Consider the following 22,501-nt stretch of genomic DNA (forward strand, 5'->3'; position numbering starts at 1 on the left):
CGATGATCGAGCTGATGTTGGGCGCGATGGTCGTGTCCCTGTGGGCCATGACCATCCCCGGTGTCGTCGCCGATGCCGTGACCACGCTGCGGGCAGCCAAGGCCGGCGAGTGGGGGCTGATCGACAAGCAGCGCGACCGCAAGGACGCCAAGTCCAAGGCACGGCGTGAGGCGGTGTCGAAGGCGTGGCAGGCCACCCGGGCGCGCCGCAACAAGCAGGCCGGCGGCGACGGCACGTACCGGCCGGGCCTGGGCGCGTACCTGTCGGACGTCTACCACGGCCTGTGGGAAGACCAACTGGAGAAGCGGCACGCCAAGCGCAACGCCCGCGACCCGTACGGCCCGGACGGGCGCAGGCCCACCGTGGACCGCCTGGACGCGGCGGTGGAGCGGAAGGTGCAGGCGCGGCGCCAGAAGACCGGCCTGGCCGGTCGGGCGTGGCACGCCCTCATCGACCCGGTGGGGGAGGGCTTGCTGCCGCCGCCCGGCTCGCCCGTCGCGGTCAACGAACCGGTGGCGGATGCACCCCGCACCGCCTGCCCCGTGTGCGGCGACACCCTGACCGAACGCGACGGGTCGTGGACGCACCCGCCCGAGTCGACCTGCCTCGCCGCCCGGCGGCCGGACGGCGGCTACTCGGTGCCGTGGCGGGTGAAGCTCGCCGCAGGTGACCTGTACCGCCACAACCGGGCCGAGGGTCGCAGTGGTGCCCTCGGCGAGACGCAGACCGCCCGGGACCTGCACGGCATGTTCGGTGACCAGTACCCGCCGCACGTGTACGAGCAGGCCGCCGCCGACGCCACCCAGCAGCCGGCGCCGCCCGAAGGGTGGATGCCCCAGCACGCCGAGATCACCCAAGCCGCTCGCACCGCACTCAACAACATCAACCCGGAGGGGCGGTGGCAGCCACGCGACATCGCCGCCGTGGAGGCGCAGGTGCGTCGGCAGTTCCCCCGCATCCACCCCGAGGCAATCACCGAACTCGTCGCAGTCGCAGCCGACTCCCCCCACCGCAACGCCGTTGACGGGCGGCCCGGTGAGTGCGTTCGCTGCCGCAGCCGCGTGCAGGCCAACGCCAAGCACTGCGACCACTGCAAGGAGGCACTCCGGTCGCTGTCCAACGCGGTCGGGGCCGCCTGGTTCCAGATCGCCCCCGACGGCTGCTACGACGACCGCTACAACCTCGCCGTGTGCGAACTGGTGCAAAACAACGGCTCCGGCTGGACACCCGAGGAGATCCAGTCGGAGGTGAACGCCGCCTGGCGCGTCCAGCGGAACCGCACCGACCTTGCCCGCAAGAACGCCATCGCCGACAAGAACGGCACTACCGAAACCAGCAACGGAGGAACCGCCATGGACACCATCGATCTCGTCTCCTACAACCAGGCCGTCGCCGAACACGAGAACGCCCTGACCAAGCTGCGTGCACAGCAGGCCGAGGCTGCCGCGTTCGAGCAGCACATCACCGCGGTCGCCGCCGCCGTCGAAGCCATGGACGGCAACCGGTCCGACGTCACCAACGCCCTCGCGCCGCTCGCCGAGGGAATGGAAGCCTCCCGGTTCGGGGCCGACGCCACCCAGGGTGCGGCGGAGGCCACCACCACCCTGACCGCCGGCACTATCGCCGAGGTGCAGGAGTACATCGAGGCCGCCCGCGACCGTAACCGGCAGTGGCAGGCCGAGCTGTCGACGTCGGCCGAGGGCGTGCAGGCGTCGTTGCAGCACATCAAGGCGCAGTACGGCGAACTGGCCGCCGGTGTGCAGGAGACCGGCATCGACGTGCGGGCGCTGGAGGACCGCTGAACGTCCGGCGCCATCGGTGCGGGCCGGGGGCAGCCCCGGCCCGTGCCGTGACCGCCGGAATCCGGCCGTGATCGAAAGGATGTGACTGCCGATGTTGAAGACTGAGGTGAGGCCGGTTCCGCTGCCGCCACGGCCGGTTGGTCGGCGTGTGCCGCCGCCCGAGGGCGCGTCGGGCTGGGCGCGGGTGTGGCTCGACGCCGACGGCGTGCCTCGCCAATCCCCCTACCCCGTCCCGGTGGACCGCGACAACCGGCGCACCCCTCACGTCCGCTACCGGTGCGCGCGGGGCCTCATCGAAACGCTGGTCGACAAGGAGGACGGCCAGCCTCCCACCATGCAGACTGTGCCGTGCGACCGGTTCGCGTGGTTCTTGCCCGGCGCACCGGCCGGGTTCTGCCCCGACCACGGCTGCGAGATGACAGCCGAGCGTGGCGAGTCGCCGCAGGGCTCGCTGCCGTGGCGCCGGATGTGGCGTGCCGTCGATGAGCGGCTGCGGGTGGCGGGGGCGACTGCCGCTGTCGGCGTGGCCGGCGCAGTCAACGACCGCGTCGACCTGCCGTGGTGGGGTGAGCTGGCCGAGTGGACGCTGCTGCCGGGCGGCCTCGTGTGGGCCACCTACCGGGCGGCCCACTGGTGGCTGCTACGCACCGACGTGAAACACGGCCGTCTCGACCCCGACGATGAGGTTGCGGGCAAGCGCCGCCGTCGGCTAGTGGCGCGGCGCGCCCGGTCCGCTGCTTACGCTGCGGCGACCGCTGCCGGTTGGGAGCGGGTCGCCGACCTGGCGAACTGGACCGGTAGCCCCGGCCGGGCGGTCGCTTTCGGTGCCGCGCTCGCCGCCGTCGGGATCGTGTGCTCCCGCCCCTACCTCACGCATGTCGACTCGGCACGCACCGCCACCCCTGTGCCCATCGAACCGGTCGCACCCGCGCAGGAAGTCCGTGTAATCGATCGCACTCCACCGGGGGTGAGCGCCGCACGCCAGTGGGTGGCCGACGAGCCGAACGGTGCCGTGCCGAACACGGTCCTGCTGCCGGAGTCGCACCGAGAGGTGGTCGGCGGCTGGGGCATCGTCATCCGCGCGACTCGACCCGGCGCGGTCGCCATCGACATGCTCACCGACCAGTCCGCGAAGGGACGCCTACGGGTGATCGCCGGAACGTTCGGTGTGCACCGCAAGTACTTCAACTTCGTGGAGCAGGACGACCCGAACGAAGTGCTCATGTTGGTGCAGCCGAACCCGCCGCTCGCGCAGGCGAAGGTGTGGGCGGGCCCGGGGTCGATCGACGTGGTGCGTGGCATCGCCCTGACGGGTTACTTCATCGACGGGTCGGAGATGTGGGAGCCGTTCTACCGGTACGGGTGGGGCGCACCGTCGAAGATCGTGACCGGAACCACCGGTTCGGGCAAGTCGGAGAACCTGCGGAAGCAGCTCGTCATCGAGCGCTACTTCGCCTACGACGACCCGAAGACGGGCGCGAAGCGGGGCCTGTACGCGTCGTTCCTTCACGACTTCAAGCAGTTCGAGTCGTACGGAGAGTTCCGGTCTGCCGTCCACGCAGCAGGATCCACCGTCGAAGACGCCTACATCATGCGGGACGCGCTGATCCGGGAGATGGAACGCCGCTACAACATGCTGGCCTCCCACCGGTGGGTAGACCGGAAAGGTCGCGCCCGCGAGGGCGGCATCAAGTGGGATCCGCGCATCCACGGGCCGATCCTGTCGTGGACGATCGACGAGTTCCACGAAATCGCCAAGGACCCCGCATTCATCGGCCCACTGGAGCTGTTGGCCCGCAAGATGCGCGCCTGCGGCATCCGGATCGTGATCGGCACCCACATGGGCACCCTCGGCGACACAGGCTCGCGTGGCCTTCGGGACATGCTGGCCGGCGGTTACGCCCTGCTGGGCCGCACCACCGACAGCCTCACCTCCGTCGTCACCGGCGGCACCCTGACCGCCGATCCCCGGCAACTGCCGAAGCTGCCAGGCATGTGCCTTGTCGCGGACGGCGAGCAGCAGACGATGCACGCCCGCCAGTCGTACATTCCGGCCGACGAAGACGCAGCCGTCAACGTGTACGACCTGCTGTTCGACGACGACAACAACCCGATCGGCTACCCCGCCGTGTTGCCGCCAGAGACCCTTGAGGCGTTCGGCCCCGAGTGGATGGCGTGGGCTGAGGCCGGCAAGCAGACGGGTGGACGCCCCGCCGGACAGTGGGCGTCCGGCGCGACCGCCGACGCGGCGCAGACGTCATCCGTGGGCGACGGTGACGTGACGGGCGCGAAGGACGCGGTGGTGTCGATCCTGGCCGCCAGCGGTGAGCCGATGGACATTGAGGCCATCGACGAGGCGTTGAAGCCGCTGCGGGCACGCGGCCTGCGGTGCTCGGTATCAATGGCCCGGAAGGTGCTGCGCGACCTGGTGGAGAAGGACAAGGTCGCGCTCAAGCCGAAGCACGGCTTCTACCAGATCTGCGAGCATGTCCAAGAAGATCTGCTGTCCCAGCTCGCCGAGTCCGGCGAGGGCCGCGACCAGTGATGGGCCGATCGCACGCGCTCTCGGGCGCGGTGGGCTGGCTCGCTGGTTGTGCGGGTGTCGAGTTCGCCGGGCATCCGGTCCCGGGCTACGTGGTGGTGTCGGGTGCGGTCGTGTCCGCCGGGTGGGCACTCGTCCCGGATCTCGACCATCCGAGGTCGACGGCGTCGATCAGCCTCGGCCCGGTCACCGGCGTGTTGTCGTGGCTGACCGCCGGGCTGAGTCGCTTCGTGTCGCGGGTGACCTGCTCGTGCTGTGACGGGGACGCCGACGGGCACCGCAGCCTCACCCACACCGCTCTGTTCGCCGTGATGATCGGCGCACTCTTCGGCTTGGCCGGGTGGGCGTGGGGTGCCGCCGCCGGTATCCCGGTGGTGGCGGTGTCGGCGGCGCTGGCCGCGCGGGGTTTGCTGTCGCGCAGGTCGCGGCGGGGCGGCTACGGGGTGCTGCTGGTCGCTGTCGCCGTGTGCGCTGTGGTGGTGGAGGGTGGTCCGGGCTGGTGGTGGCTTGGGCTGCCCGTCGGCTGGGGGATGCTCTGCCACTGCTTGGGCGACTCGTTGACCTTGTCCGCTTGCCCGCTGTGGTGGCCGGTGCGGATTCGGGGCTGCCGGTGGTCGCCGGTGGGGTCGCCGCGGTGGCTGCGGTTCAGGACGGGCGGGCCGGCGGAGCGGGTGGTGTGGTGGGTGCTCGCGGTGGTCGGGGTGGGGAGTGGCGCGTACCTGGTGTTCGGCTGAGCCCGGCGGTGTCGGGCAGGTGACAGAAACACCCCACCAAAAACCTTACATCTGCACTCGGAGCATGTAAGGTTTTGGGTGTAAGGGCAGCCCACGCGACCAAGGCGGCAACCATGCAGACGATCACCCACGCGCCCGGCGACGAACTCGACATCGACGGCACCACCATCCGCCTCTGCCGCAGTAAGGGCAACACCGGCGTCCGCTGGTCCTGGTACGCGCCCGAACTCGACACCGCCGGTGAGGTCGGCTACCCCACCCCCGAGCAGGCCATTGACCACGCCCACCGCACCCTCGCCAGCCCCCGCTGCGCCTGCGGCAACATCGCCCAGATGACCGGCTCCACCGCCCGCGTCTGCTCCAACTGCATCTGAGGGGCGCCGATGAACAGGCTCACCGAACTGCGTCGCTACTGGACCGTCTACAGCGCGACCGCCACCCAGCACTGCACCTCCCGGACTGCCCGGGAGTGGATGGAGCAGGACGTCCCCGCGGAGCAGGCCGCCGCCTGGGCCAACCTCGGCTACCTGCCCGACGAGGCCGCGCCCCTCATCGCATCCGGTGTCACCCCGGCCACCGCCGCCGAGTTGGAGGCACACGCCGAGCAGGCCGCCGGAGGACGTGACGCCCTGGTCGCCGAGCGCATCCGGCAGATGGCCGACCTGGGCGAGATCATGGACCCGGCCGACGTGGTCCGCATCCCCGACCCGACCGACCCAACCCGCGAGATCATCACCGTTCGCGGCGAACAGAACAGGTGACCCGGATGCCTCCCGGCCTGTACCTCGACGATGCGCGCTCCCTCGTCCTCGCCGCGTTCAACGCCGCAACCCAGGACGTGCGCCACCTCGGCGACACCGCCGACCAGCCGTGGCGTGACGCCTACCGCCGCAAGCAGCTCGGCTGGCTCGACGCCGCCGGACGGATCGCCGCCCACACCATCCGCCTGCACGCCGCCGACCTGCGCGACCGTGACGAAGACCCGCCGCTGTGGGCGTACGAGGCCGCCGACGCGAGCGACGCCATCAACGCCGACCCGGTCGATGACCGTGACCGGCGGGCCGTGACTGCGATGGCGATCCGCCGTGCCATCAGCCGGGGCCCGGCAGGCGACCCGGACGCCGAGGCGGGCCGGACACTCGCGGGCTGGCTGTTCCCGAACGCCGACGCAGACGCCGACGCCCCCGCCGGACACCTGGCCGTGCATGTCCTCACCCGCGCCGACCTGTACCGGCGATGGTCGGGGCCCGCCTGGTACGCCGTGCACGGCCCTGACCTGCTCGACGTGCTGACCGATGGTCTGCCTGACGCCGGACCGGCCGGGGGGAGACCACGGGGCGAGACGGCGCAGACGCGGGAGGCTCTGCGGACCGCGGTGCGGGGCGTTGCCGCAGCGCGTGTCGTGCCGAAGACGCGACTCGCCACCCTGGCGGGCATCTCCCGGCCGACCCTCGACAACTGGCTGAGCTGATGGACGTCGACGTGTTCACCGCAGCCCACGGCACCGTGCGTTTCGCGGTGCTGCTGGCCGGGCTGCGGGCGGACACGGCGCTGGTCGAGCAGTTTTGGGCCGACGCGGAGGGCACCCCGGACGAACTGGACGTGCCCGGCACGATGTGGTCGGTGGTGGTGCTGCGTGACGGCAGCCGGTGGGGTGCGCTCGCCGCGTGGGCGGCGGCCCGGGTGGACGGCGACATGCTCAAGTGCTTCGCCAGCTACGAGGTGCCCGGCGCTGGGCGCGAGCGAGGGCTGTACCGCGATGCGTACCGGGAGCGGCACCGGGCGGTGGTTCTCCCGTGTCGACGGCCTGCGGTGACGTACCTGTTCGCCCAGCCGGTCCCGCTGCACGAGGCGGACGGCTGGCGCCGAACGGGCGTGTCCGGGACGTCCAGTGAGCCGGGGATTCCGTCGCACGCCTGGTGGGAGTTGCGGCGCGAGCCGAGCGTCTGACACGCCGAGATTGCTGCAACCCCTCCCGATATAAGGGCGGGGGTTATATGCTGTGGTCATGACGCAGATCGGAAGCGCAGCCACCGCCGAGCTGATCGCCCAGCACCACCACGGACTCACCGACTGGGAGCCCGACGGATGCGAACAGATCGGCGCCGGGTCGCAGCGCACCGTCTACGTCGACCACACCACCGGCACCGTCTACAAGATCGGCGACGACAGCGCGAACCGGCAGGAAGTCCGGACCCTCACCGACCTGCGCGACCGGGGCGTGAAGCACGCCCCCGACGCCGCCCTGCACGTCGTCACCGTGCACGACCCCTACGACGGCGACCAGGAGATCACCGTCGTGGCCATGCCGTACCTCCCCGACGACGGCAGCGTCCCCGGCCCGTACCCGCTGCTGGAAGGCGCCGCCGACCTCAACCCCCACGGCAACGTCCACGCCAACGGCGGCCAGCTCTGGCTCATCGACGCCGGAGGGCTCTGATGGAGACGTTCTACCGCGTCCACTGGGCGGACTGCCTCCCGTTCAGCGCGGAACACGCCTGGTCGGCCCTGTGGGGCGCAACGCGCGTCACCCCCGACGGATCACGGATCGAGTGCATCGCCTGCGGCGGCACGGGAACCGCCGACGGCACCAAGTACGGAGACCCGTGCGCCGAGTGCGACGGCGACAAGGTCACCGACGCCGAACGTGGCTACTCCTGCTACACCAACCCGACCGACCTGATCGCCTACTTCGCGCACCGCGGCGAGCCCAGCGACGACGACAGCGTCATCGTCTTCGAGGGCCGCCAGGTAGGTGCCGGTTCCGACGGCGAAACGCTGGCCGTCCCAACCCGCGTGATCGAAACCATGACCTGGTCTGAGCTGAGGAAGCGAGAGAACCGATGACCACCACCGGCTACGAGGCCGAACTCCACGAGGTCGACGCCGCCGTACGCGCCGTCCTGGCCGACATCCTCGGCGCGGCTGCCGAACTCACCGACCCGATCGCCCGCTACCACGAACTGACCCGCGTCCAGCGGCTGTGGGAGTCCGCCGGGCGTCGCATCGTCACTGCCCTGGCCGCCGAACGCGGCGCGGCGCTTCGCGACAGCGGCATGAAGCAGGCCGATCTGCTTGGGCCAACCGGCCTGGCAACTCAGCCGCGCGTCTCCCAGATCATGCAGGCCGCCGGTCGGCGTGACCCGATCGCCGTCGACCTCACCGGACGGCCGCGATGACAGACGCGCACCTCGACCCTGGCCGCAGGCACGACGTCGTGCTGCTGTTCGACGTCACCGACGGCAACCCCAACGGCGACCCGGACGCACAGAACCAGCCACGCACCGACGACGAGACCGGCCACGGCCTGGTCACCGACGTCGCGATCAAGCGCAAGATCCGCGACACCGTGGCGCTGCTGCGCGGCGACGACCCCGGTTACGGGATCTTCGTCGAAGCTGGCCATGCCCTGAGCACCCGCTGGCGGTCCCACGACGCCGCCGCCGATCCCGTCGCGGCCGTCTGCGCCGCCTACTACGACGTCCGTATGTTCGGGCAGGTTCTGACGGGCGGCAAGGGCTCGGGAAGCATCGGCCTCAGGGGGCCGGTGCAGCTCGGGTTCGCCCGCAGCCTCGACCCGGTCCTGCCCACCGGCCACACCATCACCCGGGTCACTCAGACCCGACAGGAGGACATCGACAAGGGGGAACGCACGGAGATCGGCTCCAAGTGGACCGTCCCGTACGGCCTCTACCGGCAGCGCCTGCACTACTCCGCCCTCCGCGCCACGAAGACCGGCGTGGACAGCGACGACCTGGCGCTGCTCTGGCGGTCGATCATGCTGATGTTCGAGCAGGACCGGGCCGCGTCGCGCGGCGTGATGGAGCTGCGGGGCCTCTACGTGTTCAGCCACCCCGACGCCCTGGGCGTCGCCCCGGCAGGTGCCATCACTGACCGAGTCCGCCACGAGCGGCGCAGCGAGGGTCCTCCGCGTTCGCACACCGACTACCGGCAGGATCTACGCACCGACGACCTGCCGGGCGGGGTGGTCTTCACGGCGCTCGTCGACGGGTGGGCCGACTGAGCCGCAGCCGCACCAGGCAGTGACAGCGGAGGGGCGTCGGGAGTGCAGTCCCGACGCCCCCCATCGTTGTGGCGACCACAACATCGTACCCAAAGGCGTCAGCGGGAGTACCGTCGGACATGGACGGAAACCTTCGTGCAGGGAGGCACCCCGTGGACCCGACGATTGACCCCATGCCGCCCCACGAGCGGATCAAGCTCTACCGGACGCGACGAGGACTCACCCAAGAAGCGTGTGCCCAACTCGTCGGCAAGAGCGTCGGCTGCTGGCGCAAATGGGAACGCGGTGAACGGACACCCTCATCGCTCGCGGACTGGCTGGAGATCGCCCGAGTGCTCAACGTGCGTGACCTGGGAGCCCTCACCGGCCTGCCCCTCGGCGTGCTGCCCGACGACCCGGCCGAACACGAATCCGTCGGGCCGCTGCGCGTCGCGATGACCGCATACCGGCCGGCGGTAGACCGGATTCCCGACGCCACCGAACTGGCGGCCTCGGTGAAGCTGGCATGGACGACCTGGCACCAGTCGCAGCAGCGGTACACGTTCACCGGCCCGGTGCTGCCCGGCCTCGTGCACGCCGCCCGCGCCGCTGTCGCCGCCCTCGACGGCGCAGACCGGCGGGTAGCGCAGCGCGCGACCTCCGACCTGTACCTGCTGATCCGCTCCTACTCGAAGCGGGTCGGCGCACACGACCTGGCTGCCGTCGCCGCAGATCGGGCGATGACGGCCTCCTACGAGGCCGACGACCCCGCGTACACGGCAGCCGCCGCCTGGAACCTCGGTCAGGTGCTGTCCAACCGGGGGCACACGGAGGAGGCCGTGGAGGTGTGCCGCGAGGCCGCCGCCGACCTGGAACGGACAGCCGACGGCGAGCCGGTCAGGCTCGCCGCGCTCGGCGGCCTGCACCTGCTCGCCGCCATCCAGTACGCGCGGATGCGCGACGTGCACCGGGCGACGGCCGCCCTGGACCGCGCCGACGAGATCGCCGCACGGACAGGCGAGACGCAGCACAGGTTCATCTTCTTCGGGCCGCTGAACGTCGGCGTGCACCGGGCCGCCGTGGCGCTGGAGCTGTCCAGGCCGGGGGAGGCCCTGCGGATCGGGGAGATGGTCGACGCGGGCCTGTCCCCGAGCATCGAGCGGCGGCACTCCCACCTGCTGCACATGGCGCGGGCGTACACCACAAAACGGCAGGACTACGCGGCGATCCACATGCTTCTACGCGCTGACCGGGAGTCACCCGAGGACTCCAAGATGAACCTGCTGATGCGGGGGACGGTGCGGGAGCTGCTGGCGCGGGAGACCCCGACGACCCGGGCGGACGTGCGGCTGCTCGCGGAGCGGGTCGGCGTCATCTGACGAGGTGCCCCGCAGTGGGGTAGTCGCCCAGCTCGGGGCGCACGCTGCGTGACCACGGCCATACGGTGAGCGCAAGCCGTCCGGAGCAGTCCCCCTGAGCCGGGCGGCCCGGTGGCGGCGGTGACATCCCATTCACAACGCGGTGTACTCGACACCGCCGCCACCCCCCGTCCTCACCTGCGGGAGGTGCCCGGTGCCGCGATCGTCCAGCCAACCCAACCCCGATACGACGCCACCCGAACGCACCCCCGGCCAGATGCGCCAGGACGCCGAGGCCGAGGAGGCACGGCAGCGAATCCTCGCCCTGGCCCGAGCCGCTGCCGGCCAGCCAGAGAACCCGCCGATGGACGGCCCTCGGTGACCGCCCCCGCGCCGACGCGCCGCATCGATCTCGACGTGCCCGAGGGCACGGAACTGCGGCTCCTGCCGGGCGACTGGCTACCCACCGATGGTGAGCACGCCAGCGGCAGCCCGGTCGTGACCGTCGTCGCCGTCGGCCGGTACGCCCACCGCGGTGACTGGGTGCTCGTGCAAGGTCACGTGTGCCGTCGCCGCTACCCCGACTGCGACCGGCACCACTGCTGGGAGGCGCGTGTCCGGCCCGCTGCCATCCGCGCCCACCTGGCGGGCGTCCGGTGACCGACGTCTACGACCCGGGCCGCAAGGCACAGGACATGGAGAGCCGGTACACGCAGCACCACATCCCGGTCCGGCCGAGCTGGGACTGCACCGCCTGCGGGGAGCCGTGGCCGTGCGAGACGGCACGCGCCCGCCTGCTGGCCGCCTACGGCCCCGACGTCACGAACCTGTCCCAGTACCTCGGCGGCCACTACCACGATGCCCTTGAGGACATGCCCGCCGACGCAGCACGGGGCCTGCACATGCGGATCATCGGGTGGGTGCGGCGTGCCCAGCCGGTCCAAGATGCCATCTGCGGCGGCTGCCACCCCCTGCCCACCCACGACTGCGTCGGCACGGCGCTACCCACCGACGACCTGCGGTACCGCTGCGTGTGCCCGCAGGAGGCGTGCCGGGTACGGCAGGGGCGAGCGCCAGCGACGACCGGCGTTCCGGCGGCAGCGCCAGTGCGCCGCGCGACGAGGACGGGCGGCAGGACCAAGCGTGCCTGAGCCCACCAGGGACACGGTCGACGACATCGTGGACGCCCTGCTCCGGCTCATCGCGGATCCGCCCGCTGCCGGCGTGCGGATCCGCGAGGAGGTGACCGCGCTGGTCGAGCGGGCACGGAAAGCGTCCCGGGCAGTGCCAGGCCAAGAGCTACGCGAGTACCGGCACGAACTCAAGAAGATGCGGCTCGCGGCCGACCTGATGGGGGAACAGGTGGCGACGGAGATGGGCTGGTGCGTGTCAAAGGTGTACCGCATCGAGCAGGGCCAAGTCGGAGTGAGCGTCACCGACATGCGGCACCTGGCCCGGCTGTACGGCGCCGACGAGCCGACGGTGACGCGCCTGGTCGCGGAGTCCCGCGCCGGCTACCGCATCGGCCCCCGCAGGGGTTCGACTCGCACCGTTACGGGGTAGTTTGCCCCGATGGACCGTGAGCACTGGCGGACCCTCGCGCAGCGCCACGGCCGCGCCGACGACGAGCCGCGACGCTGCCGGGAGTGCTGGTCCGTGCCGTACCCGTGCGACTACCGGCAGCGCGCCGACCGAGAGCTGACCGTGTCACAGGTCGGCGACTGCGGCCTCCACCTTGGCCGCGCGTGACGGCTTGACGAGCCCGGACACCCGCACCAGGACCCGCCCACCATCGGCCCGGTAGTGGTACTCGGACCCGAGCAGCGGAGCCCCCTTCAAGATCCCCTGGATGTACTGTGCCCTGCGGTCGGCGTCCTCCACCGACGCGAATGCCTCGATGACGAGGCCACGGTTGATGCTGTGCACGTCGTCGTCTCGGTTTCCGCCCGGCAGATCGGCTGACGCGCGGGAGGTGTAGCCGCTGGGTCGGCCGAGCAGGTTGTTGGGGTCGGTGTCCTCGTTCTGGACGGTGCCGCCGGACAGGCCGACGTCGGCGGCCTTGAGTTTCGTCAGCACCTTGCGGGCGTCGAGAGGCTTCGCGGCTGCCGTCGTAGGTGCCGGGTCGGGTGCGCTGCTGCTCGTGGTGCCTTGGTCGCAGCCGACGAGGAGGGCGAGCGTGGCGACGGCGGCGAGGATGTGTCGGGTACGCATTCGGCCGATGATGCACGCCTATGCGTGCCGGTGGGGTCACTGTCGCTGTCGCGTCGGCGACATCCGGGCACGACGAAACGCCCCCGCCTCCGGATCGACCGGAGACGGGGGCGTCGGGAAGGGCTCCCAGGTGGCAGCAGGGGTCAGCGCACCGGAGGCGGGTCCTTGAGCAGGCCGCCACGGATCGCGGCCCGCTGTAGCGGTGTGCCCTTGAGCAGGCCGACGTACATCATGACCGCGATGAAGAACGTGACGCCGGTGGCGTAGGCGGTGTTCGCGAAGTCGAACCGGACGTCGGCGAGTGCGGCGAGCAGCCACGCCTCGACGAAGCTCTTACTGGCGGCCAGCGCCAGCAGCACGAGCCCCTTACGTGGGCCCGACCAGGACTGCCGCATTACCAGGGCGGCGAGGATCGGTAGGCCGACCGTGAGGAACAGCGACAGCGCACCCGGGATCGACGGGGTGAACTGGTAGGTCGGTAGTTCGGGCAGGATGACGGGGTCCATTACTCATCCTCTGCGAACGTGAGGGTGTACGCCTTGCCCGGCTCGAAGCGGTCCGCGACCGGCCCCTTGAGGCCCATGGTCAGCGACAAGCCGGGTGTGTGCAGCGCCCATTCCTTGTTGCGTCCGTCGGCGTAGTCGGGCGCGAAGGTGACGACGGCTTGTCGTTCGTCGCCTTCGCCGGACTCGGCCTTGCTCTGGCAGTAGATCTTTGCGGTGACCACGCGGCCCCTCCATGAGGTGATCTTGGGATTCAGGGAAGCGGCCCGAACCCTGAGTCCGGGCCGCCGAGATTCAGGGATGTCGCCGCGTACCTTGAACGTCATGCCTGGTCAGCCGCAGCTCCGAGAAGCCCTATGGCTGTACCTGGGCGACAACATCCCGTACGCGCTCGTACGCGTCGGTGAGCGGATGGACGGCTCCGGGATGTGGGACGTCCTCGTCAACCACCCGGCAGGCAACCCGACGGAACAGGTCGAGCGGCCCGACGAGCAGTCAGCGCGAGCGGAGGCGGCACGCCGCCGAGACGAGATCGCCGCTCTCTACCGCGACCAGCACGGGGTCGTCGGCGAGTGGCGGACCAGCTACTAGCCGGGGCGGCCGTTGCTGCGCGGGCCGTCTGACACCATCAGCCGCAGCCGCAGCAGCGCCCCCTCCGGGTCCGGGGTGCCCGCCGTGGACAGCACCGCGTCACGCCACGTTGCGAGGAGACCGGTCAGCTCCCGCACAGCGGCCCGCAGATCCCCGACCTCGGAGTGCGCCTGCGCGATCTCCGTCCGGGTGGAGGTGACTTCACGGCGGGCGCCGGCCGCCTCCGCCTCCAGCTCGGCGACACGTTCGCGCAGCGGCGTCACCAGCACCAGTGCCGTGTCGGTGAGGACGTCGGCGGCGTCCGCGCGGACCTTGCGTCGCTGGATGAGGGTGGTGGCCACGGCGGCGATGCCACCGGCACCACCGACCAGGCCGAGGATGGACAGGAGGGTCTGCACCCACGACGGGCCGTCCGCCGGGGCTTGCGCACTGATCAGCCAGGCGAGGGCGGCGGCGGTCACGGTGGGGAGTCCTCGTCTACGAGCAGGGGGATGTTGGCGGTCCGGCCGCGCTGGGCGGCGGCACCGACGCGGTGCAGGTCACGCAGGGTTTGAGCGGCCCGGATCCATGAGGCGACCGCGACGGCGGCGATGAACGCCCCGGCGGCGATGGCGGCGGTCCCGGACACGACGTACAGGGCGATGCCGTACATCGTGGTGGTGGTGCCGAGCAGCACCATGCCGACTGCCTCGACGCCGAGGCGGACGGACAGGCTGCCGGGCCAGGCCAGTCCGGCGAGACCGACGATGCCGGCGACGACCAGCCCAACCTCCCACAGCGCCTGAACGAGCGGGTGCATGGCGGCAGCGACGGAGGCGGGCCGGTGGTCGGTGGCCACGAGCGCCGTGCCGGCGAGGACCGCCGCGACGAGCACCGCGACTGCCATGGGGTGCCGCCCCGATGTGATCATCAGGGGGCGGTGGGGTGACATCACCCGGCCAGGCGGCGGGCGAGTTCGGCCACCACCTGCTCGGCGACGGCCGGCGGAATGGCGGCGGCGATGCGCTCGGGGCTGAGGCCCGCGAGGACGCCGCTGATGATGGCCTGCTCGTCAACGTCGTCGCGGGCCGTCAGGTGGGCGAGCGCCTGCTGAATGGCGGTGAGCTGCGCGCCGATGGACGTCAGCGTCGGGTGGCTCACCGCCTTGGCTCCGGTGGCGTGGTCCTTGCCCTCGGCGATGCGCAGGTACGCCTGGCCGATCGGCTCGCGGCCGTCGAGACGCGACAGCATCGTGTGGATGCCCTTGAGCATGGTGCGGTCTTCGGGAGTCATCTGGGCCTCCTTGGGCGGGGCGGGCACGGCCACGACGGGCGGCACGATGAGCCCGATGGTGGTGAGGTAGCGGCGGAACAGCGGCGTCTGGTCACGCCCGGCCTTGATCGAGTCACGGAAGAACGAGAAGTGGGTGTGCCACAGGTGGGAGCGGTCGCCGCTGCTGCGCCGCCGGAGCCGGTCGTAGCGGCGCACCACCTTGCCGTCCGGCGAATAGATGATCTCGCGGATGTCGCGGGAGTCCGCCGTGTCCTCCTCGCACTGGACCACACACCAGGTCGAGAACGTGGACAGGTCGTGGGTTCGGCCGCCGCTGCGGACCCGGAACATGCCCACGTCCAGGGCTGCCGCGTCCAGGGTCAGACCGTTGCGGTCCCGGGGCGACTCGATCACCGAGTAGTCGTTGGCAACCACCCGGTCCGAGCCGGTGTGGTATCCGCCGCGGTGGTTGGCGTCGCCGACGATACCGACCTCGGCGGGCTCCAGATCCTCGTCCCGCGCCTTGGCGGGATCGGCGTTGAGATGTTTCAGCAGCAGGGATCGAACGGCGAGCAGGTTCGCGGGTGCGCGCGTCATCCGATCCCCCCTGTGGCGGCCTCAGTGAGTGCCTCCCAGCCCGCGCTCTCGGTGGCAGGCAGGTCCGGCAGCTCGCGGGTGTCGCGCCAGGTCGCCCCGTCCAACGGCTGCTCGCCCGGCTCTCCCGCAGGGGCGTACCGGTGCAGGTACGCGACGTCTGAGACGTGCAGCTCCCACATCGTCCCGTCGGCGCGCAGCAGCAGGTGCATGTCCGTATCGGCGGTCCACGTCCACCGGTTGGTTTCGACTTCACTCCACACGACGCAGCCCCTTTACGACGAGATGATCAGCCAGGCGGACAGCGACGCGCCCGCAGTGATGTTCAGCGCCGCCCCCGAGTTCTGCTGCACGATCAGCCGCAGTTGGTCCCCGGCGTTGGCCAGGTAGGTGCCCGCAATGCTCATGTGTGTGTTGTCGCCGGCAACCGCTGGCCGCTGGTCGATCGTCACGTAGGTGCCGGTGACTCCGACCTCGATCAGGAGCCGCCGGTAGCCGGTGGCGTTCGTGGCCACCGCCGCGTAGCCGGCGAAGGCCCACAGCCCGGCGACGGGCAGCGTCATATTCGTGGAGGTGGGCGCGAACATGTTCGCGTTGTCGTAGTCCTCGATGTTGAAGTTGACGGCGGTGAGGGCACCCGACGCGGCGGACTGGGTGGTGCTGCGGGACGCCCTGGCCGCCAGCGTGTTCAGGTTGCCGGGGCCCAGATCCTGCCCGGCGTAGATCGGCACGACTTGCCTCCTCTCACAGTGCTGCCACGGCACGCCGGGCGACCGTCAACGGCGTACCGGCGGGCCACGCCCGCTGGATGCCGTTGACGCCCCGAGCCGCGACGGTGGCGGTCTGGTTGTTGCTGGTGCCGGTGATGCCGGACAACGTCATCTGCTCGCCGCCCACGAACACGTCGAGCGGGAAGTCCGCCGGGTTGGTCGTCCACCGCCAGAAACCGGTCGCGGTGGTCAGCGCGAACGTCAGCGCCGTGGCGTTCAGGCCACCTCCGGCGAGGGTCGTGGCTTCGGCGACCGCCTTGTACGGGCCACCGGCCACGGCCACATCCCACGGCTCGGCGGCGGCCGGAGTGACCTGCACCTCCCACCCGTTCGGGCCCATCTGCTCCTGCCAGCCCATGGCGAGGACATCGACGGCCCGGGGGTGATGTTGGGCGGGCAGGTTGTTGCGGCGGATCAACGCGCCGATGTCACACGACAGCCAGGCGTCGATCAGTGACGGGTTGGCGGCCAGGTCGATCGGGATGGTGGCCTCTTCGAGACGGCGCGTCGAGTGGAGGTGCTCCCGCCACGACGCGTGGTCACCCAGCCGGTCATCCTCAGCGAGGTTGAGTTCGATTTCGTCGCTGTAGACGCCGTGCGTGGCGGTCGACACCTTGTCGGCGGCCACCGCCGAACTGCCGTCCGGGCGGGACGCGGTCCACTCGTTGCGGATGCTGCGATCGTCGAGCGCGGGCCGCAGCACACGCGACCCGGCGCCCTTGCGCACCTGATAGGTGGCCATGTCGATGGTCATGGCCACCTGCGGCCGATAGCGGGTTCGCAGCGGTACGTACCCGTACCCGAAGCCGTGCTCGTACAGCAGCCCGCCGCCGACCTCGACGCACTCCCGGTACAAGGTGTCGCGGTCGGCCGGCAGTTGCCGGCCCATCGCGAACCCGGTAAGCGCAGACGGGTCAGCGGAGACGAACGGGATGGCGTCCTCCCGCAGCAGCCGCGCCAGCCGCACCTCCGGGTCCTCGCGCCGGTAGCCGTAGGTGGCGCTGAGGATGTTGCCGGTGAGGGGAACTTTGATGCCGTCCGGGTAGGTCGGGGTGGCCCACACGGCGAGGTGCCCTGCGGGCATCGCCACGAGCTGCGTGGTGCCGAGGGCGTTGAGGCTGGCTTGGGCGACCTTGCCGAGGGTGCCCGGGATCGAGAAGGGGCCCAAGAAATTTCCGAAGGTGAGTCGGATGCTCGTACCGACCTGCTCGGCCGTGGCACACCAGTTCGTGAGCCCCGACGTGACTCCGGCCTCGTTCACGACGGTGATTGCGGCACCGCCGGATGCCGGGTACGCCAGGAGTTGCGTCCGGAGCCCTGTCTTGACGGCCCGGATCTCCCAGTGGCTGTGCGTGCCGCCGGGGGTGGTCCACCGTGCGACGACCACGTCATCCTGCATGGTGGTCGGGTCCACGTCGACCATGCACCACACTGCCCACCCGGGGCCGGCGGTGTGGGCGGGCACCTGGCCGGTGACGGTGGCGCCGCGCGCCAGGTCCACCATGGTGGCCACGCCATAGTGGCGCGTCCACGACGGCGAGACATCCGGCTCGACATCCACGAACTCGTACGGGCCGACGATCCGGGCTGGCGGCACGTCCGGCACCGGCGAACCGAGTTGGCTCGCTGCCGCGCCGTCCTCGGCGGTCCAGTACGCCACCGGCCGGGACGCGGCGATGGTCCGGCGTACCGGCGACGACACCGGCTGTTTGCCCTGCTGGAGCCGTCGCGTGATCCCACTGAACGTCACGCGGACCGCTGAGTGCATCTGCCCACCGGTGGCCGGCGCGTACGTCAACTCCCACTGGTCGGCGTACCCGCTCGCCCGGTCCACCCGCAGCGCGTAGTCGCGGAACGCCACCGCGAACGGCAACGCGTTGGTGTTGCCGGCCATCACCAGCGACTGCACACCCGCCGCGCCGGCCGCCGTGATGGCGGTGTCGGTGACGGTCAGGTGCCACACCGCAGGTTCCACACCGGCCGCAGGCCACACCCTCACACGTACGTTGGGGCCGTCCACGACGGCACGGACCCGCAGCCAGCCGCCCGGCGTGTAGGTGAGGCCGGGAACGGCAGTGAGGGCCCCCGGATGGGTGACGACACCACCGACCGACCGGGTAATGCGGACGCTGACGCCACCACTGGGCGAGAACTCCACTCGCGCCCAGTAGTAGTCCTGGCCGCCGTTGCTGTGCCGGAACACCGGCCCGGCCGCCACTGCGGCACCGGTGACGGCGGCAGGCACCGACACGTCCATGACCTGCTCGCAGCGGCGCAGCGCCGACGCCAGGGTGGTCCGCCGGGACGAGCCGATGCTGCTGTGGGAGTGCCTGGCGATCCCGGCCGCCACCGATGCGTCACCGGCAGGCCCTTGCGTGACCGACCACGCCTGCCCGGACGGCGACGGCCCCCACCCGCCGGTCACCGTCCGGTCGAAGGCGTCCCAGGCCCGGCGTAGCCGGACCCGGAATGGTGTCCCCAGGTCGACGTGCGGCCACCACGGCGACATCGGGTGCAGCGGGGTGAGGTGGCCGTCGTCGTTGAGGAGCGTCACCGCGCAGGTGCCCGGCGACAGGCCACCCGACCCGTTCTGTCCGGTCTGGCTGCTGATCGGTGTGGCCAGCAGCCGTCCCGTGAGGTCCGTCCACGACCAGCCGTCCGGGTCGGCGGACAGGTCGGCGCCGAACGCCGCCCACACCTCGACCGGAAGTTGCCCGTCATCAGGCCACGGCATACGTCACCTCGCTCCCGCAAGCTCCGGCGTTGACGCGCGCCCGAACGCGCGATTCGCGTCGCCGCCGTAACGGATCCGCACGTTGTCCGCGACCCAGCCGAAGAAGCTGTCCGGCGCGTCGCCCTCGAACCGCAGCGCCACGTCGACGACCTGGCCGGCGGGTGCTGCCAGGGCGACCGTCGAGGTGAGAGACGCGGTGTCAGCGACCGGTGTGATGTCGAACCGGTACGCGTCGTCGACCTCGGGGATCGCCGCGGCGATGAGCCGGTCCCGTGCTTCCCGGACCACGCCGATCGCACCGTCCATGCCTGCGGCGAGGCCCGGCGGCAACCACCGGCCGACTTCCTTCGACATGAGCTTCGACGGCGAGCCGATTTGGAAACCGCTCTGGAAGTCCCGGATCACGCCCCACGCGAAGCTGCGGATCCGGCCACTAAGCCAGCTCCCCAGGCTGGTGATGCCGTCGATCAACCCGAACACGACGTCGCGCCCGATTCGGTGCATGTCGGCGCGCAGCCCGGACAGGGCGGAGCGGATCCGTCCGGGCAACCCGGACACTGCCCGTGCCCCCCGTTCGGGTAGGTCCCGCAGCCACTCGATAGCGCGGTTGATGCCTTCTCGGATCGGCCTGCTGACGCGCTCACCGAAGTCGGCGAGCGCGGTGACGACATCCGATTTGAGCTGCCGCCAACGGCGCGTCATCACCGTCAGCCGCTCGTCGGTGAACTCTGCGGCCCGCCGCAGCGCCTCGTCGATCCCGGGACCAAAGGACTCGGCGAACGTCGATATTCCGTCACTGACGTCGTCGACGAAGAGGCCCAGCTTCTCTGCGGTTGTGTCGTACCAGTCGCCCACCGCCCCCTTGGCGGCACCGAACGCGCCGGGCATGTCGAGGGCGAACCAGTTGTAGATGCCGGAGGTGGTGGACGCCCAGCCAGCGAGCGTGGTGAGGGGGACGACGACGTAGTCCCATAGGACGCGGCCGATCTCCTTCATCGTGTTCAGCCAGTCCTTGGCCTGGCGCTGGTTCTCCGGGTCGTTGAGCCAGTCCGCCAGCCGATCCATGGCGTCGAGGAAGCCGGTCCCCTTGCCGTCGTTGTCGGCGCCGAACAGGATCGCGGTGATGCCCTTGAGGATCCGAGCGGTGTCCTTGCCGAACCGCGACACGTCTTGCAGGAAGCCGCTGGCGGTGTGGAAGAACTCCTCCAGCTTGCCGGACTTGTCGGCCGAGATGATCCACTCGGAGAACCGATCGACCAGTCCGGCGAGCTTGTCGCCGAGCGTGTCGATGAACGGCTGTGCCTTCTCGGCGAGGCGACCGAATGCGTCGACCAGTGGCCCCGACACGGCCTTGCCGATCTTCTCGATCATGCCCCGGACGGACTCCGCCCCGGCGGCGATGTTCTTGATGAAGTCGGGCTTCGAGATGTTGTTGCCCAGGTCGCGGAAGAAGCCGTTCAAGGTGCCGGCGTAGTCGCCGAGGGTCTTGCGGAGCTGCGGCAGCCACGCGGTGCCGACCCGGGTGACGGTGCGGTCCAGCCCCTCGAACAGTCGCTGCTGCACCTCAAGGCGCAGGTCGCCGAAGGCGGGACCGAGCGCCTTCACGGCCGCGACGAAGCGTTCCGCCGAGGGGGCGAGTTTGGTCATCTGCTTGGCGAGGCCGCCCGCGCTGCCGCCTGACTTCTCCTGAGCAGCCGCCAACTGTTCATTAGCCGCCGTCAATGAATCTTGGGCGGATTGGAGCCCGTCAGCCGCCGACAGCAGCCGATCATTCGCGGCCTGCTGCCGCTCCAGGGCAGCCACTACCTCGTCGCTGCTCTCGACACCCTTCCGGTCGGCCTCCACCTTCGCGTCGGCCGCGTCCCGGCCCGCCTGAATGGCGCCCTCGTAGGCGAACTGGGCCTGCTCCAGCTCCAGGACAGCCCGCTCGATCTCCAGCGGGTTCCGGGAGCGGAACGCCTCCGACAGCGCCTTCTCGGCTTCCTTGATCCGCAGCGCGGCGTCGCGCTCGTCCAGGGCGGCACCACGGGCAGCCCGGCCGAGATCCTCGATGCGGCGGGTGGCGGCCTTGCGGGCATCGTCGATCGCCCGGGTGGCCCGCAGCGACTCCGCCAGAGCCGACCGGTAGGTACGCTCGGCCGCCGCCAGGTTGCGGTGAGCAGCACTGATGGACCGCTCGGCGGCGGCGATCTGCCGTGCCGACGACGCCGCCGACGCACCCCCACCGCCCATGGCCCGACCGCTGGACTTGAACGCCTCGCCGAGCCCACGGACACCCATCACGATCGCGGCGATGCTGGCACCGACACCGACCGTCAGGGCAGGTAGAGCAGCCAGAGCGCCCGCGAGAACACCGATGGTGGTAGCTGCCGCAGCCGCTACCGGACCGATCGTCAGGAACGCGATCAGCGCCACACCGACCGCACCCGCGACCAGGGTCGCCGGCTGCACGACCGCGAGCAGCGAGTTCGCTGCCGCGCTCATGGCGTTGCCGATGGCGGTACCGGCCGCCGACGCCTGGTCGCCGATGCGCTGGAGAGCAGCACCGAGCGCCGTGGGGAGCCGCGCCGACAGGCCCGCGACGGCCTGCTGGAACCGGTTGCGGTCGATGTCGACGGGGATGTTGAGCTTGACCGTCCGCTCGGTGGCGGCGAGCATCGCCCGTACCCGAGCCTGGTAGAGCAGCCACGAGCCGGGCTCGGTCGGGATTTCGGCCTTCAACGTCCGCTCCACCGCGGCGATCTGCGCGGCGATCTCCGCGTGCACGGTGGAGGTGTCGGCGTTGACCGGGATCTTGACGGCGGTGGTCTTCGCCAGCGCGTTGATCTGCCGCTGGATGTCGGCCTGGAACGCCCGCGTGACCGGGTCCGGCTTCACGGGCACCTTCACCGGCGGCACCGCGCCCTGCACCCGGGCGGTCACGTCGGCGAGCTGGTCCCGCAGGTTCCGCTCGTACTCGCGGCGCGGTGCCGGCTGGGTGGGGATGGTGATGGTGAGCTTGCGCTGCACCTCGCCGATGCGGCGGCCGATGTCGGAGCGCAGCTCGTCGGTCTCCGCCGTGACGGGGATCTTGATGGCGAGGCGGGACAGGGCACGGATCTGCCGCTGCACGTCGTCGCGGAACGCCCGCATCAGCAGGTCGGTGTCCGGGGCGGTGCGGTCCTCGCGGGTGGTACGCGGGGCCGGGATGGTGCCGGGCAGGGTGCGGGGCAGGGACCGGCGGTCGAACTCCGCCTGCACCCGCACCTTGATGGGCTTGTCGCCGATGGCCTGCGCCAGCGCCTTGTCGAGCCCGGACGACTTGAACTCGGCGATGACGGCACGACGGAGCCGCTGCGCGAACCCTTTCGCAGACGCCGTGATCTCGACGGCGACGTGGCCGACGGTAACGGGGGAGGTCATGGTCGA

26 protein-coding genes are annotated in these 22,501 nt (G+C 70.9%); 16 read left to right on the forward strand and 10 right to left on the reverse strand.

Annotated features, from left to right (window positions below; all coding sequences use genetic code 11):
- Window positions 1-2 precede the first annotated feature (2 nt).
- From ACQVFL_RS02700 to ACQVFL_RS02770, 15 genes are all read left to right on the forward strand, one after another.
- Window positions 3-1,802 (forward strand): hypothetical protein, encoded by a 1,800-nt coding sequence (locus tag ACQVFL_RS02700; RefSeq protein ID WP_431728549.1) that lies wholly within the window; start codon window positions 3-5, stop codon window positions 1,800-1,802.
- Between the two features lie 148 nt (window positions 1,803-1,950).
- The gene (locus ACQVFL_RS02705; RefSeq protein WP_431728550.1) at window positions 1,951-4,347 is read left to right on the forward strand and encodes a hypothetical protein; all 2,397 of its coding nucleotides are present in this window, start codon (window positions 1,951-1,953) and stop codon (window positions 4,345-4,347) included.
- A complete protein-coding gene (locus tag ACQVFL_RS02710) occupies window positions 4,347-5,078 on the forward strand; it encodes a metal-dependent hydrolase (RefSeq protein ID WP_431728551.1) in 732 nt (243 codons plus the stop codon). The genes ACQVFL_RS02705 and ACQVFL_RS02710 overlap by 1 nt, the downstream gene beginning before the upstream one ends.
- Window positions 5,079-5,191: 113 nt before the next feature.
- On the forward strand, window positions 5,192-5,452 hold the full coding sequence (locus tag ACQVFL_RS02715; RefSeq protein ID WP_431728552.1) for a hypothetical protein: 261 nt from the start codon (window positions 5,192-5,194) through the stop codon (window positions 5,450-5,452).
- Window positions 5,453-5,461: 9 nt separating this feature from the next.
- On the forward strand, window positions 5,462-5,839 hold the full coding sequence (locus tag ACQVFL_RS02720; protein ID WP_431728553.1) for a hypothetical protein: 378 nt from the start codon (window positions 5,462-5,464) through the stop codon (window positions 5,837-5,839).
- Between the two features lie 5 nt (window positions 5,840-5,844).
- Entirely contained in the window at window positions 5,845-6,549 is a 705-nt protein-coding gene (locus tag ACQVFL_RS02725) for a hypothetical protein (RefSeq protein ID WP_431728554.1), read from the forward strand.
- The gene (locus ACQVFL_RS02730) at window positions 6,549-7,028 is read left to right on the forward strand and encodes a hypothetical protein (protein ID WP_431728555.1); all 480 of its coding nucleotides are present in this window, start codon (window positions 6,549-6,551) and stop codon (window positions 7,026-7,028) included. The genes ACQVFL_RS02725 and ACQVFL_RS02730 overlap by 1 nt, the downstream gene beginning before the upstream one ends.
- A 58-nt stretch (window positions 7,029-7,086) precedes the next feature.
- A complete protein-coding gene (locus ACQVFL_RS02735; protein ID WP_431728556.1) occupies window positions 7,087-7,518 on the forward strand; it encodes a hypothetical protein in 432 nt (143 codons plus the stop codon).
- Window positions 7,518-7,925 carry a hypothetical protein gene (locus ACQVFL_RS02740; RefSeq protein ID WP_431728557.1) on the forward strand — a complete coding sequence of 136 codons (408 nt, stop codon included), beginning with the start codon at window positions 7,518-7,520 and terminating at the stop codon, window positions 7,923-7,925. Before ACQVFL_RS02735 ends, ACQVFL_RS02740 begins: the two co-directional genes overlap by 1 nt.
- The gene (locus ACQVFL_RS02745) at window positions 7,922-8,257 is read left to right on the forward strand and encodes a hypothetical protein (protein WP_431728558.1); all 336 of its coding nucleotides are present in this window, start codon (window positions 7,922-7,924) and stop codon (window positions 8,255-8,257) included. The genes ACQVFL_RS02740 and ACQVFL_RS02745 overlap by 4 nt, the downstream gene beginning before the upstream one ends.
- Window positions 8,254-9,102 carry a type I-C CRISPR-associated protein Cas7/Csd2 gene (gene cas7c / locus ACQVFL_RS02750; protein WP_431728559.1) on the forward strand — a complete coding sequence of 283 codons (849 nt, stop codon included), beginning with the start codon at window positions 8,254-8,256 and terminating at the stop codon, window positions 9,100-9,102. The genes ACQVFL_RS02745 and cas7c overlap by 4 nt, the downstream gene beginning before the upstream one ends.
- A gap of 173 nt (window positions 9,103-9,275) precedes the next feature.
- Window positions 9,276-10,460, forward strand: coding sequence for a helix-turn-helix transcriptional regulator (locus ACQVFL_RS02755; RefSeq protein ID WP_431728560.1), 1,185 nt, complete (start codon window positions 9,276-9,278; stop codon window positions 10,458-10,460).
- Window positions 10,461-10,817: 357 nt separating this feature from the next.
- Window positions 10,818-11,099: a hypothetical protein gene (locus tag ACQVFL_RS02760; RefSeq protein ID WP_431728561.1), complete on the forward strand. Its 282-nt coding sequence runs from the start codon at window positions 10,818-10,820 to the stop codon at window positions 11,097-11,099.
- Window positions 11,096-11,590, forward strand: coding sequence for a hypothetical protein (locus ACQVFL_RS02765; RefSeq protein WP_431728562.1), 495 nt, complete (start codon window positions 11,096-11,098; stop codon window positions 11,588-11,590). The genes ACQVFL_RS02760 and ACQVFL_RS02765 overlap by 4 nt, the downstream gene beginning before the upstream one ends.
- Entirely contained in the window at window positions 11,583-12,002 is a 420-nt protein-coding gene (locus tag ACQVFL_RS02770) for a helix-turn-helix domain-containing protein (RefSeq protein WP_431728563.1), read from the forward strand. Before ACQVFL_RS02765 ends, ACQVFL_RS02770 begins: the two co-directional genes overlap by 8 nt.
- A gap of 144 nt (window positions 12,003-12,146) precedes the next feature.
- Here ACQVFL_RS02770 and ACQVFL_RS02775 read toward each other — a convergent pair whose 3' ends face one another.
- The 3 genes from ACQVFL_RS02775 to ACQVFL_RS02785 all read right to left on the reverse strand — a co-directional run bounded on the left by ACQVFL_RS02775 (window position 12,147) and on the right by ACQVFL_RS02785 (window position 13,377).
- Window positions 12,147-12,650, reverse strand: a complete 504-nt coding sequence (locus ACQVFL_RS02775; RefSeq protein ID WP_431728564.1) for a hypothetical protein — start codon at window positions 12,648-12,650, stop codon at window positions 12,147-12,149.
- 143 nt (window positions 12,651-12,793) lie between these two features.
- A complete protein-coding gene (locus ACQVFL_RS02780; RefSeq protein WP_431728565.1) occupies window positions 12,794-13,156 on the reverse strand; it encodes a hypothetical protein in 363 nt (120 codons plus the stop codon).
- A complete protein-coding gene (locus tag ACQVFL_RS02785) occupies window positions 13,156-13,377 on the reverse strand; it encodes a hypothetical protein (RefSeq protein ID WP_431728566.1) in 222 nt (73 codons plus the stop codon). Before ACQVFL_RS02785 ends, ACQVFL_RS02780 begins: the two co-directional genes overlap by 1 nt.
- A 100-nt stretch (window positions 13,378-13,477) precedes the next feature.
- Here ACQVFL_RS02785 and ACQVFL_RS02790 point away from each other — a divergent pair, with 100 nt between their 5' ends.
- Window positions 13,478-13,744, forward strand: a complete 267-nt coding sequence (locus tag ACQVFL_RS02790; RefSeq protein ID WP_431728567.1) for a hypothetical protein — start codon at window positions 13,478-13,480, stop codon at window positions 13,742-13,744.
- Here the strand turns inward: ACQVFL_RS02790 and ACQVFL_RS02795 are convergent.
- From ACQVFL_RS02795 to ACQVFL_RS02825, 7 genes are read right to left on the reverse strand one after another with little or no spacing between them, the layout of a single operon-like run.
- The gene (locus ACQVFL_RS02795; protein WP_431728568.1) at window positions 13,741-14,205 is read right to left on the reverse strand and encodes a hypothetical protein; all 465 of its coding nucleotides are present in this window, start codon (window positions 14,203-14,205) and stop codon (window positions 13,741-13,743) included. The genes ACQVFL_RS02790 and ACQVFL_RS02795 overlap by 4 nt on opposite strands.
- The gene (locus tag ACQVFL_RS02800) at window positions 14,202-14,630 is read right to left on the reverse strand and encodes a hypothetical protein (protein ID WP_431728569.1); all 429 of its coding nucleotides are present in this window, start codon (window positions 14,628-14,630) and stop codon (window positions 14,202-14,204) included. Before ACQVFL_RS02800 ends, ACQVFL_RS02795 begins: the two co-directional genes overlap by 4 nt.
- 44 nt (window positions 14,631-14,674) lie before the next feature.
- The gene (locus ACQVFL_RS02805; protein ID WP_431728570.1) at window positions 14,675-15,592 is read right to left on the reverse strand and encodes a hypothetical protein; all 918 of its coding nucleotides are present in this window, start codon (window positions 15,590-15,592) and stop codon (window positions 14,675-14,677) included.
- Entirely contained in the window at window positions 15,589-15,852 is a 264-nt protein-coding gene (locus ACQVFL_RS02810) for a hypothetical protein (protein WP_431728571.1), read from the reverse strand. Before ACQVFL_RS02810 ends, ACQVFL_RS02805 begins: the two co-directional genes overlap by 4 nt.
- A gap of 12 nt (window positions 15,853-15,864) precedes the next feature.
- Window positions 15,865-16,320: a hypothetical protein gene (locus tag ACQVFL_RS02815; protein WP_431728572.1), complete on the reverse strand. Its 456-nt coding sequence runs from the start codon at window positions 16,318-16,320 to the stop codon at window positions 15,865-15,867.
- Window positions 16,321-16,333: 13 nt separating this feature from the next.
- Window positions 16,334-19,093, reverse strand: coding sequence for a hypothetical protein (locus ACQVFL_RS02820; protein ID WP_431728573.1), 2,760 nt, complete (start codon window positions 19,091-19,093; stop codon window positions 16,334-16,336).
- Between the two features lie 3 nt (window positions 19,094-19,096).
- The gene (locus ACQVFL_RS02825) at window positions 19,097-22,495 is read right to left on the reverse strand and encodes a phage tail protein (RefSeq protein ID WP_431728574.1); all 3,399 of its coding nucleotides are present in this window, start codon (window positions 22,493-22,495) and stop codon (window positions 19,097-19,099) included.
- Window positions 22,496-22,501 lie beyond the last annotated feature (6 nt).

The sequence above is a fragment of the Verrucosispora sp. TAA-831 genome, assembly GCF_050780145.1.
Lineage (GTDB): Bacteria > Actinomycetota > Actinomycetes > Mycobacteriales > Micromonosporaceae > Micromonospora.